The sequence below is a fragment of the Candidatus Glassbacteria bacterium genome (assembly GCA_019456185.1).
Taxonomy (GTDB): domain Bacteria; phylum Gemmatimonadota; class Glassbacteria; order GWA2-58-10; family GWA2-58-10; genus JAJRTS01.
The window spans coordinates 1-15,965 of sequence record VRUH01000050.1 but is presented as its reverse complement, the minus strand read 5'-3'; the positions used below and the strand labels follow the sequence as shown (position 1 = coordinate 15,965).

At 60.5% G+C, this 15,965-nt stretch carries 15 protein-coding genes; 7 read left to right on the top strand and 8 right to left on the bottom strand.

What is annotated here, in order from left to right; all coding sequences use genetic code 11:
- The first annotated feature begins 17 nt into the window (after positions 1–17).
- On the top strand, positions 18–284 hold the full coding sequence (locus FVQ81_14715; GenBank protein MBW7997792.1) for a hypothetical protein: 267 nt from the start codon (positions 18–20) through the stop codon (positions 282–284).
- Positions 285–299: 15 nt separating this feature from the next.
- Here FVQ81_14715 and FVQ81_14710 read toward each other — a convergent pair whose 3' ends face one another.
- The gene (locus tag FVQ81_14710; protein ID MBW7997791.1) at positions 300–1,085 is read right to left on the bottom strand and encodes an SDR family oxidoreductase; all 786 of its coding nucleotides are present in this window, start codon (positions 1,083–1,085) and stop codon (positions 300–302) included.
- A 46-nt stretch (positions 1,086–1,131) separates the two neighbouring features.
- Positions 1,132–1,848, bottom strand: coding sequence for a type 1 glutamine amidotransferase (locus FVQ81_14705; protein ID MBW7997790.1), 717 nt, complete (start codon positions 1,846–1,848; stop codon positions 1,132–1,134).
- Positions 1,849–2,183: 335 nt separating this feature from the next.
- Here FVQ81_14705 and FVQ81_14700 point away from each other — a divergent pair, with 335 nt between their 5' ends.
- Positions 2,184–2,672, top strand: coding sequence for a hypothetical protein (locus FVQ81_14700; protein MBW7997789.1), 489 nt, complete (start codon positions 2,184–2,186; stop codon positions 2,670–2,672).
- A gap of 52 nt (positions 2,673–2,724) precedes the next feature.
- Here the strand turns inward: FVQ81_14700 and FVQ81_14695 are convergent, their stop codons facing one another.
- Entirely contained in the window at positions 2,725–4,008 is a 1,284-nt protein-coding gene (locus FVQ81_14695; protein ID MBW7997788.1) for a hypothetical protein, read from the bottom strand.
- A gap of 235 nt (positions 4,009–4,243) precedes the next feature.
- Between FVQ81_14695 and FVQ81_14690 the strand changes: the two genes are divergently transcribed.
- From FVQ81_14690 to FVQ81_14675, 4 genes are all read left to right on the top strand, one after another.
- Complete coding sequence (locus tag FVQ81_14690) at positions 4,244–5,473, top strand: hypothetical protein (protein MBW7997787.1); 1,230 nt, start codon at positions 4,244–4,246, stop codon at positions 5,471–5,473.
- 25 nt (positions 5,474–5,498) lie between these two features.
- Positions 5,499–6,719 (top strand): hypothetical protein, encoded by a 1,221-nt coding sequence (locus FVQ81_14685; GenBank protein MBW7997786.1) that lies wholly within the window; start codon positions 5,499–5,501, stop codon positions 6,717–6,719.
- A 52-nt stretch (positions 6,720–6,771) separates the two neighbouring features.
- Entirely contained in the window at positions 6,772–7,983 is a 1,212-nt protein-coding gene (locus tag FVQ81_14680) for an SMP-30/gluconolactonase/LRE family protein (protein MBW7997785.1), read from the top strand.
- Positions 7,984–8,078: 95 nt separating this feature from the next.
- Entirely contained in the window at positions 8,079–8,435 is a 357-nt protein-coding gene (locus FVQ81_14675) for a PAS domain-containing protein (protein ID MBW7997784.1), read from the top strand.
- A 55-nt stretch (positions 8,436–8,490) separates the two neighbouring features.
- Here the strand turns inward: FVQ81_14675 and FVQ81_14670 are convergent, their stop codons facing one another.
- From FVQ81_14670 to FVQ81_14650, 5 genes are all read right to left on the bottom strand, one after another.
- Positions 8,491–8,751 carry a hypothetical protein gene (locus FVQ81_14670; protein ID MBW7997783.1) on the bottom strand — a complete coding sequence of 87 codons (261 nt, stop codon included), beginning with the start codon at positions 8,749–8,751 and terminating at the stop codon, positions 8,491–8,493.
- On the bottom strand, positions 8,748–10,328 hold the full coding sequence (locus FVQ81_14665; GenBank protein MBW7997782.1) for a S41 family peptidase: 1,581 nt from the start codon (positions 10,326–10,328) through the stop codon (positions 8,748–8,750). The genes FVQ81_14670 and FVQ81_14665 overlap by 4 nt, the downstream gene beginning before the upstream one ends.
- A 133-nt stretch (positions 10,329–10,461) precedes the next feature.
- Positions 10,462–12,081, bottom strand: coding sequence for a glycosyltransferase family 39 protein (locus tag FVQ81_14660; GenBank protein MBW7997781.1), 1,620 nt, complete (start codon positions 12,079–12,081; stop codon positions 10,462–10,464).
- 59 nt (positions 12,082–12,140) lie between these two features.
- Complete coding sequence (locus FVQ81_14655) at positions 12,141–12,722, bottom strand: glutathione peroxidase (protein MBW7997780.1); 582 nt, start codon at positions 12,720–12,722, stop codon at positions 12,141–12,143.
- A 576-nt stretch (positions 12,723–13,298) separates the two neighbouring features.
- On the bottom strand, positions 13,299–15,263 hold the full coding sequence (locus FVQ81_14650) for a sulfatase-like hydrolase/transferase (GenBank protein ID MBW7997779.1): 1,965 nt from the start codon (positions 15,261–15,263) through the stop codon (positions 13,299–13,301).
- 428 nt (positions 15,264–15,691) lie between these two features.
- Between FVQ81_14650 and FVQ81_14645 the strand changes: the two genes are divergently transcribed.
- Positions 15,692–15,913 carry a class I SAM-dependent methyltransferase gene (locus tag FVQ81_14645; protein ID MBW7997778.1) on the top strand — a complete coding sequence of 74 codons (222 nt, stop codon included), beginning with the start codon at positions 15,692–15,694 and terminating at the stop codon, positions 15,911–15,913.
- Positions 15,914–15,965 lie beyond the last annotated feature (52 nt).

Sequence of the window (15,965 nt, the reverse complement as noted above, 5' to 3'; positions counted from 1 at the left end):
GTCGAAAGGGGGCGAAGATGGCCGGTACGGACGCTGAATACGACAGGCTCAGGGAACAGGTCCAGCGCGACAGGCGCGAGCTGGAGGAAGTGTCCCGCGAACTGGAGAGAATCGGTGCGGAACTGCGCCGGGATCATATCCGCCGGGCGCAGGAGGACCGTGCGTCCGGCGCGGAAGCCGCCGAGCCGGTCAACCAGATGTGCCGCGCGTGTTTCAACAGCTGCAAGCAGCCCGCCAGCGTAAAAATCCACCATTGCGACCGCTATAAACCACTTGACCGGTAACCCGCGCCAGACAGCTCAGGTTATCTTGGGGCGGTTCGAGGTCAGCATCCGGCCGCCGTCCACCGGCAGGATAACGCCGGTCACCCAGCGGCTGGCGTCGCTGGCCAGGTACAGCGCTGTCTCGGCGATATCCTCCGGCCGGCCGTTGCGTCCCAGCGGATGGCATACCCGCAGCTTGTTGTAGAAATCCGCCACGCCGTCCTCGCCGACGATCGGAACCGGCAGCTCGGTGCCCTCGACAACAGCCGGGCAGATGACATTGACCCTGATCTGGTCGGCGGCGTGTTCCAGCGCCATGGTCTGGGTCAGCATCTGCACGGCCGCCTTGCTTGTGCAGTATAGTCCGGCGCCCGGCAGGGGCCGCAGGCCGGCCACCGAGCTGATCGTGATAATCGAGCCGCCGCCGCGCTTGATCATGTGCGGAATCACTGCCGTGCCGCAGCGCCAGGGCGCCCAGACATTGGTTTTCATCATCAGCTCGTATTGCTGGTCTGTCGCCACCGCCAACTCGTCGAACCGCATCACGCCCGCGTTGTTGACCAGCACGTCGATTCCCTCGAACCGGTTGGTCACGGTCTTGGCCAGGCCCAGGATTTGCGCCTGGTCGGTGACATCGCACTGCAGGGCCAGCGGGTTGTCTCCGCCGCCGGCGATCTCCGCGGCCGCCTGTTCCAGCTTGTCCACCCGCCTGCCGCAGATCACCACCTGCGCGCCCTCGGCGACAAACCGGGCCGCGATCGCCTTACCGATCCCGGTCCCGCCGCCGGTGACAACGGCTACTTTTCCACTCAACTGGTTCATCGAACGACTCCAGGCGAAAGGTTGCGAGACTCGGTTGTCTGCTTGATCAGGTTTGCGCGCCGCGGCAGATATCGAGAAAGCGCCCGAACAGACTCCCGGCCAGCGGAGCGATTCGGCTCAGGCGCACATCCGTTTCCGCGATTACGGCCTCGGCGTCTACTCCCGCCGAGGACACCTCATCCCGGTTGACCTCCAGCCAGTTGCGGACATGGGCTTCTGTAACCTCCAGATGGAACTGGATGCCCCAGACACAATCCGCGGCGCGGAACGCCTGGTGGGGAAACGACTCCGATCCGGCCAGCAGCACTGCGCCGTCCGGCAAGTCGAATGTCTGGCCGTGCCACTGGAAAACATCGAGACTGGCCGGAAACCCCATCAACAGCTTATCGGTTTCAGCCTCCGCGGTCAAGTCGACGCCGAACCAGCCGATTTCGGGTTTCTGGCCCGCATAGACCCGGGCACCCAGCGCCGCGGCGGCCAGATGCGAACCGAGGCAGATTCCAAGCACGGGTACGTTTTCCCGCGCGGCGGCGGCGATCAGCCCGAGCTGGCCGGTCAGCCAGGGGTAGCGCCCGGTCTGATCGACATTCATCGGGCCGCCCATCACCAGGATCCCGGCGAACTCACGGGGATCCGGGGGCACCGGCTGTCCTTCGTGCATTTTCGCCAGCACCTTCTCGAACCCGCCCCCGGACACCATCGCCCCGAACACACCGGCGTCCTCGTGGGCGATCTGCTGGATGATCAGAAACTTGCGCGGCACCGGTTTGCTCCTTTCATCAGTCGTTGGGCAGGGTCTTGTACCAGGTTCGGTACATTTTCTCCCTGCTCCAGCCCGATAGCCAGCATCGCGAGCAGATAAACAACAATGATCAGGTAATCGATAAATCCCATCTTAACGCCTCGCGGATATCGGCCAACTAACAGGAACGGGAACTGCAAGATAAGCCACGGGGTAAGCGGGATAAAGAGATTTTATCCGGTGATGGGAGATTTACGTGCAAAGCTACGCCTGTAATGGGCTTGATTGACTATGAGTTGCGGAGAGATTATATTGATTTCCCCCTCGACGAGGAAACCAAACAGTAAGGAGAACTTATGTGCAGAAAGCTCTTGTTACCAATCGTGGCGATGATCTGCCTGCTGGCGGCCCAGCCTGCCGGGGCCAGAGATTACGTGCTCGGCTGGGGCGGCCGCGCGGGAGTGACCCTGGACCCGGAGCAGATCCACGTCGGTTTTCATCTCGACCTGGGCGATATCGCCGAGCGGGTCAGGCTGCAGCCGAATATCGAGATCGGTTTCGGCGACAACGCAACCCTGGTGGCGATCAACCCGGAGGTGTTCTACCTGTTCAAGCCCCGCGAGCGCTGGACTCCTTACGCCGGCGGCGGCCTGGGGATCAATATTGTCAACTGGGACGCCAAAGCGGGCAAGGCCGATAAAACGGAGACCGAGGTCGGGCTGAACCTGCTGGGCGGAATCGAAACCAAGATCGGCGACACGACCAAATTTTTCGGCGAGGTCAAGTTCGGCGTGGGCGACAGCCCGGACGTCAAATTCACCGTGGGGCTGACGTTCCTGAAGTAGATTTCACCACATAACGAATTCTTGAACCGGCGGTGGAAACGGGATTTCCAGTTCAGTTCCCGCCGCCGGTATTTTTCTTTCCTTCACCGCCCCCGGCTCCGCCGCCCGGCCCCCGGTTCTTGCCCCCGGTCTCCCCGTCCTGCTCGACAAACAACTCCCAGACCCGGCCCTCGTTGTCCGAGGCCAGCAGCAGCACAGGGATCACCGCCGGCTCGGATTTGGGTCCGGTGACGTCGTTTAGCTCCGGCAGCGGACCCAGCAGGGTAACCGGTTTGCCCGAGGTGCTCGTGCCTGTCGGGACAAAGTGCTGGATTTCGATCCTGTTGTCCCGGCCGCCGTCGCTTCCGCGCTTCCCGTAAACCGTGTACGCAATCGCCGGGTGGTTTCCGAGCCAGAGGGCAACCGGCCGCGAGGGCTCGCCGGTTTCGCTCAACTCGGCGAAATCGACAGTGGTCCAGACCTTGTCCTCGTTGAACACCCGCGCGGCCAGCAGCGGCTTGCCGACCTCGTCCAGGCTGGTCTTGGTGGCGGCAAACAGGCGGACCTCCTCGGGTTCGCCCGACCTCACCCTCGGTTTGCAGAAATTGAGGTGGTCGTCGGCGGTTTTACCTCCCGCGGCGACAGTATCGGCATCCCACCAGTCTCCCACCGGGGTGCCCGCCTGGTGGCGGCTGTAGAGGATCATCTCGGTGTTCTGGTTCGACCACAGCACCCCGACCGCCCCGTTCATCTTGATCACCACGCAGATATCGTCCCGGCTGACGTCATCGGCGATCACCACCGGGGGGCCGGTGCGATTGAACCTGGGCGGGATAATCCTGGTAACGATCCGCCGGGCGTCGGCGCTGTCGGCCGGGTAGGCGATCCAGAAAAAGCCCACCGCGTCGCGGTCGATCGTGACCGTTTCGACCTCGCCTTTCTCCTCCCATTGCAGCGGAGGGGCCAGCAGGCCGTAGCTGTCGTTCTCCTCACTCCAACTCAGGGCGACAACCGCCATCCTGCGGCCGTCAACCAGCGCGGCAACCGCCAGGTTCCCGGCGGCGTAAACATCCGCCCGGCCCGGCAATTTCTCCAACACCTCTGCCAGTTTGGCATCCGACTGCCAACTCCCGTCGGCTCCACGCCGCCAAAGCCGGCTGCCGCCGTTTCCCGAGGGCAGCCAGGCCCACCAGCTGCCCTCGGCGAACCAGACCTTGCTCTGGGGTTTGTCCCCGGTGGGATTGGCGGTCCCGCACTCCAGCACGGGTTCGGTCGAGGAGGGCAGGGCATTGACCGCGGGGGGCAACAAAACCGACAGGCAAATCAGGACTGCGAAACAGTTGATCGACGGCTTCACGGTAAAATCTCCCGGATTGTAAGGTTACCGGCGCCACAGTAGATTGACAGGCCGACAGACGGAGTTTAGATTCGGAATCTCCGTAGAAGTCTAATAAACAGACGGTTTTTTCAGGTTCCAATTTACTGCCAATCGCACGTTGTGACAATAGCCGGCCAGGCGAACGGGCCGGATCGAACAGAAATTTCAGGAAAAATATTCTGCTGAAATTCCAACCAGGATCAGGAGACGGCCGATGAGACCGACAGTTCTGTCCGCGCTGCTGGCGATCCTTTCGCTGGGCGTGGGTGTTTCGACCGCGGCGGCGGAGATCACGACGGACAATATCAGGTTTATCGAATACCCGGATTTCCCCGATGCGCATTCCACATGGGGGTCGATCGGCTACAGCAGCCGCTACCACCGGGTTTTTATCGGTGTTACCAACCACCGCGACAAGGTGGGGCTGTTCGAGTTCGATATCGCCGCCGACAGCATGCGCCGGCTGGGATTCCTCCCGGAGCTGGCCCACTTGCGGGAATGGCAGTGGCAGGGCAAGGTCCACAGCAGAATCACCGAGGGTCCGGACGGGGCGATGTATTTCAGCACCGACGGGGGCGAGAGCCGCGAAGAGTACCTGATGAACCATCCCCAGGGCTACAACGGCGGCTATTTCATGCGCTGGGACCCGGCCCACGACCGGTTCACCAACCTGGGCAACGGCCTGCATTACGAGAGTATCAAGGACGTCACTATCGACAGGCTCAACGGCAATATCCTGGGTGTCTCCTATCCCCAGGCCCACCTTCTGCTCTACGACCATAAACGGAACGACCTCCGCGACCTCGGCCGCATGGGCAGCGACCATGTCCCGCGCGTGCTGTTCAGCGACAAGTTCGGCAACATGTACTACGTGGACTGGCGGCAGCGGCTGATCAAATACGAGCACGACACCGGCCAACTGCTGTTCAACGCCGAAGCTGTGCCGATGTTCGAGGGAACGCCGGGCAACAAGGTAATCACCGGGATCACCGCGTTCGCCGAGGACGGCAAGACCGGGGTGATCTACCTTGTCACCTATGGCTCCAAAGTGGTCGCATACTACCCCCGCCGGCTAGGGTTCGGCAGGATGGTCGACCTGGGCGGCGTGTTCGACGGCGACAAGGCGCCCTATGACTACTACTGCCCAAACCTGGCGCTGGGCCACAACGGCAAGCTCTACTACTTTATCGGCGGCCACGGCCAGTATGCGCTCGAGGACCAGGCGGCGCTGATGGAGTTCGACCCGGACAAGCGCACCAAGAAGATCGTGCTGCGCTTTCCCCTGACTACGATCAGCGAGGTCACCGGCCACGGGGTCACCGACAGCGGCGGCAACATGTATTTCTGCGGGCGGCGGCGCGACACACGTGCGGCGATGATGGGCGAGTCGGGCGCCAGCCGGCCGTTTATGATCGTATTCAACCCCGAGAAAGCGTTGGACTGAGGCCATGAAACGATCTTCCGGAAGGATGACAGTTCTGCTGATCTTCCTCGCCTGCCTGACTGCTCCGGCTGCACCGGCGGTAGCTGAGATCACGATGGACAATGTCAGGTTCGTGCAGTACCCCCAGTTTCCGGACGCCCACAGCACCTGGCGCTCGATCGGCTACAGCACCCGCCACCGCAAAGTCTATATCGGGGTCACCAACCACCGCGACAAGGTCGGCCTGTTCGAGTACGACGTGCCAGCGGAGCGGATGCGGCTGGTGGGGTTTATTCCCGAGCTGGCCAACCTTCGCCACTGGCAGTGGCAGGGCAAGGTGCATACCCAGATCCTGGAAGGGGCCGACGGGAGAATGTATTTCGCCACCGACGGGGGCGAGGGCCGTGAAGAATACCTGATGAACCACCCGCAGGGATACTACAGCGGGATGCTGCTGGCCTGGGACCCCGCCACCGAGCGGATGGAGAACCTCGGCACGGGTCTGCCCAACGAGAGTATCAAGGATATCGCGATGGACCTGGTGGGCGGCTTGATCTACGGGGTCAGCTACCCGTCGGTGCACCTGCTGCTCTTCGACCCCCGCCGCAATGACCTCCGCGACCTGGGCCGCGTGGGCAGCGACCACGTGCCGCGTTGCATGTTCAGCGACCGCTGGGGCAACGGTTATTACGTGGACTGGCGTCAGCGGCTGGTAAAGTACGAGCGCGACTCGGGGCGGATCCTGTTCAGCCGGGAGAGCGTGCCCTGGTTTCCCGGCACCACGGGACCCCAGATTGTCACCGGGATTCCAACTTACGCCAAAGACCCGGTCCGCGGGATTATCTACCTGATCACCTACAGCAACATGCTGGTGGCGTTCCATCCCCAGCGCCGCGGAATCGGGACAATCGAGGCCCTGGGTCCCACGGTCGAGAACACCGAGCTGCCGCCGCCGGGATATTCGCCCAACAGCGCCTTCGGCGACAACGGCAAGCTTTACTATTTTGTCGGCGGTCATGGCCGGTATGTGGTCAAGGATACCACCCTGCTGATGGAGTACGACCCGGAGACGCGCGCGCGCAGGGTCGTGCTCAAGTTCCCGATCGATGTGGTCAGCGAGGTGACCGGCTGCGACGTCAAGGACGAATACGGCAACATGTATTTCTGTGGACGGCGACGGGCAGAGGACGCGGCGCAGATGGGCGAATCGGGCGCCAGCAGGCCGTTCATGCTGATCTTCAATCCCGACAAGGAAATAAGCGAATAAAAACTTTCAGTCAATTGCAATCACCAAACCATTCAGGGCAATGGGAGAGTCGATGCTTAAAAAGCTGCTGTTGACAGGAGCCGCCTGCCTGCTGGTAACACAGCTGGCGCAGGCGGAGTACCGGTTCTTTTCACCCCAGGGCGGTTTCGCGGTAGAGGTCTCGCTGGAGAATCCCGGTCCCCGGCTGCGGCTGCCGATCTACCGTAACCGGATAACATCGCTGACCGCCCGGGGCGACTGGGCGATTGGCGGGACCAGCGCCGAGGAGGGGCTGAGTCCGTACCTGTTCGCGGTCAGCCTGAGCGAACAGGTACTCAAGGTGGCCCACGACCTCGCTGCGGATATCCCGGGGCAGCGGGAGATCAGGAGCGGCTTCGGCCGGGTTGAGGACAGGTTCTACGCGGGCACGGTCGCCGATGACGAGGGCGCGGGCGGTCACCTGGTCAGGTTCACGTTCGACGGGTCCGGGTTTGCCGTCGAGGACCTGGGGACGCCGGTGGAGGGCGAGGGCGTGTTCGCGCTGACAGCCGACCCGAAGCGGAACATGCTCTACGGAATCACGTTCCCGCACGGCAAGTTCTTTACCTACGATATCGCCAGCGGGCAGGTGAAAGTATTCGACGAGACCGCGATTACACCCACGCAGCACGGCCGCTACCACTCATACGCGCTAACCGAGGAGGACGTGCTCAGCCGCGCCCTGGCTGTCGATAAACAGGGCCGTGTGTGGGGCAGCCGGCCGATTAACGAATTGTTCTACTACGATCCCTCCACCGCGAAACTGGTCACGATCGAGGAGGAGCTGCCCACAGTCTGGGGCCGCCGCCCCCTGGGCCGGGCCGATAGCTGGGCGGTGGCCCCCGACGGTACGATCTACGGCGGCAATGCCGGTGATGGCCAGTTGTTCAGGATCGATCCCGAAACGCTGCGGGTAACCAATCTCGGCAAACCGATCATGAGTCCGCGCATGCCCGGACTGGCTTTCGGCGCGGACGGCAGGCTGTACGGCGTGGCCGGCGCGCTGCCCGCTTACGCCCACCTGTTCGTTTACAACACCGAATCGGGCGACTATATCGACCTGGGCAACCCGCGAGTGCCGCTCAACGTCCCCGAAGTGGCCGCCGAGCTGCCTTGGCGCGGGTTCCAGATCGCCACGGTGGCCGCCACCGAGGACGGCAGGTATATCCTGCTGGGCGAGAATGAGGCGCTGAGCCAGTTGATAGTGATCCCGGTGGCCGGAGCACCGGAGCACCAGTGGCCCTGAGCGGACACGCCGTTTCCGGGCAGACGACAGAGAATCCAAAGGGCCCGCCGCCTCCGACGGGCCCTTACCATATCACAGTTGGGAGAACAGGCGAAATGGGAATGGAAAAATTACTGGAAGCTTTTGTCTGCGGAATTCCCGACCCGGTGGTGATTACGGACACGGACCACATGGTGCTCTATATGAACCAGGCTGCGATCGATCTGTTCGAGGGCGGGGAAGCGCTGCTGGGCAAGTCGCTGTTCGACTGCCACAAGGAAGAGTCCGGCCGCATAATGGAGGAGGTGCTCGAACGGCTCAAGGCCGGCGAGGTCGAGGTCCAGATAACCGAGCGCCAGGGGGAAGACCCGGAGAACCGTCAACGGACATTCATGCGTGCTATCCGCGACCGGGACGGCAACTTGCTGGGCTACTACGAACGTTATATGTACTGGCCGAAAAGGATAGACTGAAAAAGGCGGAGTGCATACCCCGCCTTCGGCTGCTCAAATATCTGTCAAGCGTGGTTCAGGAATCGCGCCTGCCGTTTTTTAAGCGCAGCACCAGCTTGACCAGGTAGAACGTGGGGTAGAGTTCCAGCACTCCCAGGACGGCCAGGATTCCGATCCCGGCCGGGCTGATAATACTGGCGAGGTCGTTGTTGACCAGCACGAACCCGATCGCGATTGCCAGGATCAGGAAGTAGACCAGGTTCCACCAGAAATCCGACCGTCGCTCGCCCAGTTTTTCCAGCGTACCGGCGACAGCGGTGTTCTTGTTGTCGCTCACTCGGAAGCCTCCTCGCTCAAGCGCCGCAGAATCTCTTTCTGGCTGGAGGCGCTGCCCAGTACCTCCAGCGCGCGGGAAAGCTGCGCGTCTTCCATGGCCACCATCCGGTAGGCGGCGTTATCGTCCCAGGCCACCTCGGCGATACGGTAGGTCAGCAGGTAGTCGGTAATATAGCCGCGGTAACTTTCCGTCTTCGTGCGGTCCAGCTTGAATTCCTTGGCCTCGAGATAACTCACGAACGCATCGTAAATCTTCCTGTCGGCCTTGAACGGCTGGGACAGGCCAGGGTTCATGCTCTTGTAGGCGACCGCGAAATCGAACGTGTGGCTGTTGAGCCTGACCACGTAGGGATCGACAGAGGCGCTGTCCATCTTCACCTTGACATCGGGAGCGATTCCGCCGCCGCCCAGCACCTCGCGGCCCATGTCGGTCTCGAACACGGCCTGGATTTCCTCATCGGCGGCTGGATTGTCGGGATCGTCCTGGAGCCTCTGCACCCGGCTGAAAAATTCCCGCTGGATATTACGCCCGCTGGGAGTGTAATAGCGCGCGGTGGTGATCTTGAGCACGTCGCCGCTTTTCAGCGGATAGGTGGTCTGAACCAGACCCTTGCCGTAGGAATTCTGGCCCACGATCACCGCGCGGTCGTGGTCCTGCAGCGCACCGGCCAGGATCTCGCTGCTGGATGCGGTAAACTCGTTGATCAGCACCGCCAGCCGCCCATCCTTGAGCAGCGGTTTCCCGTCGGAGAAAAAGCTGCTGCTCTCCTCGGGGTGACGGCTCTTGATCGCGACGATCAACTGGCGGCCATCCATGAACAGCTCGCAGATTTTGATCGCCGCATCGGTCAGACCGCCCGAGTTGTCACGCAGGTCGAGCACCAGCGATTTCATCCCCTGGTCGAGCAGTTCCTGGAGGTGCTGGCGCAGCTCGGCGGCGGAACGTTCGGTGAACGTGGCCAGGCGGATGTAGCCGGTGGTGGCATCGAGCATGAAATGCCTGGTGACCGTGGGCACCACCACCGGTTTGCGGGTCAGGGTGAATTTCAGCGGCTCCTCGGCTCCGTGACGGCTGACCGTAACCTCCACGTGTGAGCCCTGCTCGCCCAGGATCCGCAACGACACCTGCTCGGTAGTCCAGTTGCGGGTCGATTCGTTGTTGATCCTGATAATCCGGTCGCCGGGCTGAATCCCCTTGCGGTAGGCCGATGAGCCGGGGTAGACATTCATCACCACGATCTGTTCCGCGGTCCGCGAGATCGACATGCCGGTGCCGACATACTCGCTTCTGACCTGGATTTCCTTGAACCGCTCGTAATCCTCGGCCGGGATCAGCTCGGTATATGGATCGAGCCCGTCGAGCAGGCCCTCCACGGCGCGGTGGTACAGGTTGTCGGCCGGGATATTGTCGACATAGCGCAGGCTTACCTGGTTGACCACATCCTGCAGCAGCAGCAGCCGTTTGTAGGTGTTGTCGCTGGTAGCCATCAGCTGGCCGAACAGCCAGCCCACCAGCAGCAGGCCGAGGATGGTGGCGCTGGCGTAGACGTAGGGGTTCCTGGCTTTTCTCAGGTTCATGTGCTGCCCCTGTGAAGTTTTCAAGTTATCTCCTTGCCGGGACTGGCGTTGAACGACTGGCCCGAAGTCGATCAATATGTTCAAACTCGACTGATAAGTCAATGAACATTATACACTTCGATCCAGATGGGGTTCATTCCGCTTCCAGACGCAGCAGGACGAAACGGTCGCGCCCGAGTACGAGCGAAGGCCGCTTGCCGGTTATCCGCTCGACCTCTACCACGGCTGACGGTCTTGTCAGCACCCACTCGATTCCAGGAGCAGAGTCAGGCGGCCAGCTTTCCTCCTCGGGATTGAACCGATAGGCCCGCGTACCGGTGTAGAACAGAAACGAGGGGCTCCAGACCCGCCAGGCGGCGACATTTTCACCGGGCGGCAGCAGGCCCTGGCTGTCGGCCGCTAGCTGACGGACAGCCTGCAGACTGTCCAGCCGGGGGATCGCCGCGCCGGTGAGCACAGCGAAAAACACGGCCATCGCCAGCGCGCAGCCCCAGGCCCAGTTGCGGATACCTCCCCGTCCGAGGTGAACCAGGGCAGCCGCGGCTGCGATCAGCGCCAGCGGGGAGAGCCAGAGCAGGAGCACGAACTGCGGTTCGCCGAGCTTGCGGCTCAGGATACCGGCCCCGACAGTTACCAGCAGCGCCGCCACCGCCGAGGTCGTCCAGGCAATCGCCAGACCGCGGACCCGCGCGCCCTGTTCGTTCAGGCGGCTGACCAGTCTGGCGGCAATCACCAGCGCGGCGGGATACAGGGGGAGGACATAGTTCGGCAGTTTGCTGCGGCTGAAGCTGAAGAATACCAGCATGCCGAGCAGCCAGCAGAGCAGGAACAGGTGCGATCTGTCCAGCCGGCTGCGGGAGATCGCGCCGCGCGCCGATGAAACAAGCCCGGCGACAAACGCCACGGTCCAGGGGAATGTCCCGGCCGCCAGCACGGGAACGTAGTACCACAGCGGACCGGAGTGCTCCCAGCGGTCGGTGAAATAGCGCTCGAGGTTGCGGCCGATAAAATGCTCGACCATGAAATCCCGGCCGTGGAGCGAATACATGTATACATACCAGGGAGTGACGACCGCCAGGAACAGCAGGAGGCCGCGCAGGGGTTTGAGTTCGATAAATCTGCGCCATTGCCTGGCGGCCGGCAGAAACGAGCCGATTACGATCGCGGGCAGGATCGCGCCCAGGGGACCCTTGGAGAGAAACGCCAGCCCCGCCGAGAGATACATGACCCAGAGCCAGGGACCGCCGGGCCTGTTACGGCCGAGAGTGGCGCGAAGGAAAGCCAGCAGGGAAAGAGCCACGAAAAGGGCGAGAAACATGTCCGGAACGGCTGAGCGGCTGTAGAGGGCGGTCTGGACAGCAGAGGCGCAGAACACCCCGGCCAGCACACCTGTCCCGGGGCCGAACAGGGCGGCCCCGATCAGCGCCGTGACCAGGGCCAGGCCAAGCCCGGCGAGCAGGCTGGGGAGACGCGCGGCGAACTCGCTGGTGCCGAGCGCGCTCATCGAGACGGCATCGGCCAGGTAGAACCCCACCGGTTTGCCCCAGCGCGGAGCGCCGTTGAACACCGGGTCCAGCCAGTCTCCCCCCGCGATCATCTCGCGGGCGGTCTCAGGATAATAGCCCTCGTCGGGGTCGAACAGGGCGGGTCCGCCCAGGAAGGGCAAGGTAACCGCCAAATAGAGCGCGGCCACCGCCAGCAGGCTGCGGGAGGGAATCCGGCCGGGAGAATTTTCCTGCGCTGAACCGCTCATGGCATCAACCCGCGCGAATCGGTAGCGGAAAAACCTCCGGCCCAGCCGCGGAAGCGGCGTTATTTCGCGGCCAGTTCCTTCTCGATCGCCGCGGTCACTTTCTCGTCATCGGGTGTGGTTCTCGGCTCGAACCGGGCCACCACTTTGCCGCGACGGTCCACCAGGAACTTGGTGAAATTCCAGGGAATCTCGCCGGCGAAGCCGGGGTTGGTCTCTTCGCTGGTAAGATAGGCATAAAGCGGGCAGATGTCATCACCCTTGACCGAGACCTTGGAGAACAGCGGGAAGGTGACATTATAGTTGACAGAGCAGAACTCCCTGATCTGCTCGTCGGTGCCCGGCTCCTGGGCGCCGAAATTGTTGGCCGGGAACGCCAGGACCTCGAACCCCTTGTCTTTGTACATGCTGTAAATCGCCTGCAGCGGCCCGTACTGGAGCGTCAGCCCGCACTTGCTGGCGGTGTTGATCAGCAGGATCACCCGGCCCTTGTAGCTCGCCAGCTCCACTTTCTGGCCATCGATACTTTCCATGGTATATAGCAACGGGCTGTTTTTGGCCGCTGGTTTGCTGTCGCTGCCCTGGGCGAATGCCGTTCCGGCAAACGCCGCCGCCACGATCAAGGTGCTCAGAACACGGTGCATCGTTTCCTCCTGCGCCAGAAGAAGATTGAGATTCATTGTATATGCGAAACTCAATATAGCATTTACCTCGTCGAAAATCGAGAGGTTCCGGGATGAAAATAAGGATATGCGACTGGTGAATAAGCCATTGCCTGGCCTTGAATTCTGTCATTAATGGTTGTATCATGGCTAACGTCAGTCCGGGAAAGAGATTAATATCCAGGATCGATACAACAAAAAAACTAATGGCGATAATCCCGGTTAAGCCGATACTGGCCCGCAGTCAGTATCCACACTAATGCAATGAGAAAACCATATGCCAGAAGATGTTAAATTGAATTCTCTGGATGACTATGAGTATCATTAGAAAAAAATGCAGATTGATTTGAATCAATAAACGCGTTTTGGGGTCAACAGATCGGGGGCTGAAACTTTTAGGCGCAGGCTATTCTTTCAAAGTTGACAACTGAACGGCGGGGCCGTTCAGCATAAGTATCCTGCTGATCTGTATCAGTTTTTCCCGGGCTTTACGTAAGGATTCCGGATAGAAACGAAGAAGGATCGAAGACGCTCCGAGTTGACAGCATCCGCCGGAGCCTACTTGATGTAACCCAGCGCCTTCAAGCGCTCGAGCTCCTCCGGGGAGACCCCGGATTGCCGCGATACGCTTTTGCCCGCCACCGCACCGGTTTCCTCCTCGAATGAAAGCAGCGCCTTTCTAAGCATGTCTCCCAGGACTTTTTCTTGAAAGTACAAATTTGTGCTTTCCTGAGGATCCGTTGCCAGGTTATACAGCTCCCATGTGTTTTCACCTGCTTCCCGGTGGAGCAGTTTCCAATCGCCCTGCAGAACGGCGGTGGTCAGCCGGTCTTCGCCATGCAACACCGTAAACAGATGCTCATCGCCCGCCCGGCTCAGCAGGGTGCTGCAGAAACCGGGAGGCTTGTACCGCAATGCAGCGAGCACCAGCTCTGGAATGTCGATTAGACCTATGAGCCCGTCACAGACTTTGCCCCCTTCTTCGCCGGGCAGCCGGACGATCAGCGGGACATGTATCTGTTGCTGGTAGAGCGAAGAGCCGTGACCATGCCTGCCGTGTTCTCCCAAGCTTTCGCCGTGATCGGCTGTCAGGATTACGACTGTGTTGTCGTAGAGCCCGTTGTTTTTTAATGCCTCGATAACTCTACCGAACTCATAGTCCACCAGCCTGACTTGGTTGTCGTAGAGTTCGACCGGCGTGGTCCCGTCTGCGTAGCTTGAGGATTCGATTACCGGATGCCAGGGCGGAGGGTGATAATGCTTGTGGGTATCCATGTAGTGCAAATAAAGCATGAACGGTTGCTGAAAACCTCGTCGGTCCAGCCATTCCACAACCTCGTCGGTCAGCCGTTGCCCGTCCATGTAATTGGGCCTCTGCTGAAGCGCGAAAACAAGGTACGGCTTGTTCAGCAGCCAGCTGTCGAAGTAAATGAACTCTTCGAATCCCTGGTCGAAATTGCTCCAGGCAGAAACGTTGGGGTTGCCGGCGATCATCGCGGCGGTATGGTATCCCCCCATGCTCATTGTTTCAGCTAACGTTGTCAGCGAATCGGGCAGGATAAAGAAATCCCTTCCGGTCAGAACGCCGTGTTCGAAAGGGTACAAGCCGGTGAACATCGTGGCCACGCTGGCTCTGGTCAGGGGTGTGTTGGCGTAAGCGCGGGTGAAGACGGCGGCGTTGCGGGCGAAACTGTCGATATTAGGCGTTGTGCCCGGGGTGTATCCGTAACAGCCCAGTCTGTCGGCGCGGAGGCAGTCGACCAGGATAAAGACGATATTCGGATGCCCGGCGGCATCGGCGCCGGGATTTGCTGCCGCCGCGGCCCTGCAGGAAATTCTTGGGTAAAAGCTGTTGAACCTGTACAGGAAATTCTCGGATGCGATCGCAAGCCATAGCAGAAGAGCAAGGGAAACCCCGACTGCTGCACCCGTTCTGGGAGCAATACCAGCGGCCAGTCTCCGGAACGCCAGGCAGAGCAGCTTGAATGCCGCCAGGGAGGCCAGCGTGGCGATCAGGATTTTCAGCCACCACGTCGGCGCAAGCAGGGCGGCAGTGCCTGCGCGTTGCTCCGCAAAGACGGCAAGCAGCAAGATGTTGAAACATATTATCGCCGGAACTGCCTGTAGGCGGAACTTTGCGTTGATTATCGGTCGCCGCAGGATAAGCACTATGATAACCTCGGTGGCCAGCGCCGGCAAAACCGGCCACAGAGGAGCTTGTCGGGCCAGCAGGAGTCCGCCGAAAACAAGTAGGGCGTTGGCGAAACCGTAGAAAACAGCCTGAAACGTGCCAAAGGACCTGTGTTCGACAAAGCCGATGAGCCTGGTAGCCGCAACCGAAAGTTGGTCCATCAGCAGGCCCCACGTAGAGTACCAGGCCAAAGCGTACAGGCGAAACTGCCACCAGCGCAGTTCTGCGGCTGGGCTGCCTGCAAGCGCCGTCTCCATCGCCCAGAATGCCAGGCAACCGAGCAGGAACCTGGACTTGGATGATAAGCTGTTGTTGGAATGTTCGCTGGTCATTGGAAAAGAACGCGGTAGATTGCCGGTTATCCGACATTCCTCATATCAAAGTTTAGGGGTTCCACTTCCGTCAAGAAGCATCAAGTATGGTTCGCCCTCGAATATACCAAACCCAGCTCTCACCTTGCAAGTGGGAAAAATAAGGAGCAAGCAGCACAGCCACTCTGTAGGCGATTACACATTTTAGCCGATATTCACCATTTCAAAATTGAAACAGCAAAAGATGAACGTTCTATCTTCGCAGACAAGGCATATGCCAATGATGAGTTGAAGCGCCAATGCCGTAAAGACGGGGTCTATTGCGGAGTACTGGACAAGGGCAGAAGAAACCGCCCTCTGAGCAATAAGCAGAAGAAAGCCAACCGCAAAAAAGCGGTGTTCGAAATACCGTGGAAAGGGCCTCGCTTGCCAGGCAGAGTGGATTTAGCATGGTATCTCTGGCTCGCGGGCAGGCTTTGCCATTCGAGGATGGGTATTTCGATTTTGTCCTGTGCCATGCGGTGCTGATTCATATAATCCAACCGGAAGACAGAGCGGATCTTGTGGCCGAAATCTCCCGGGTGATAAAGCCCGGGGGAATATTTGTTCTGAGTTTCCCATCTGTAGCGGGGTGTCGTCTAATAAAATTCAGTAGTGTCCGGTTAAACTAAAAACAAAGCGGGCTAAGCCCCATTCTTATTAGATTTGCAGCAGTGAACGACA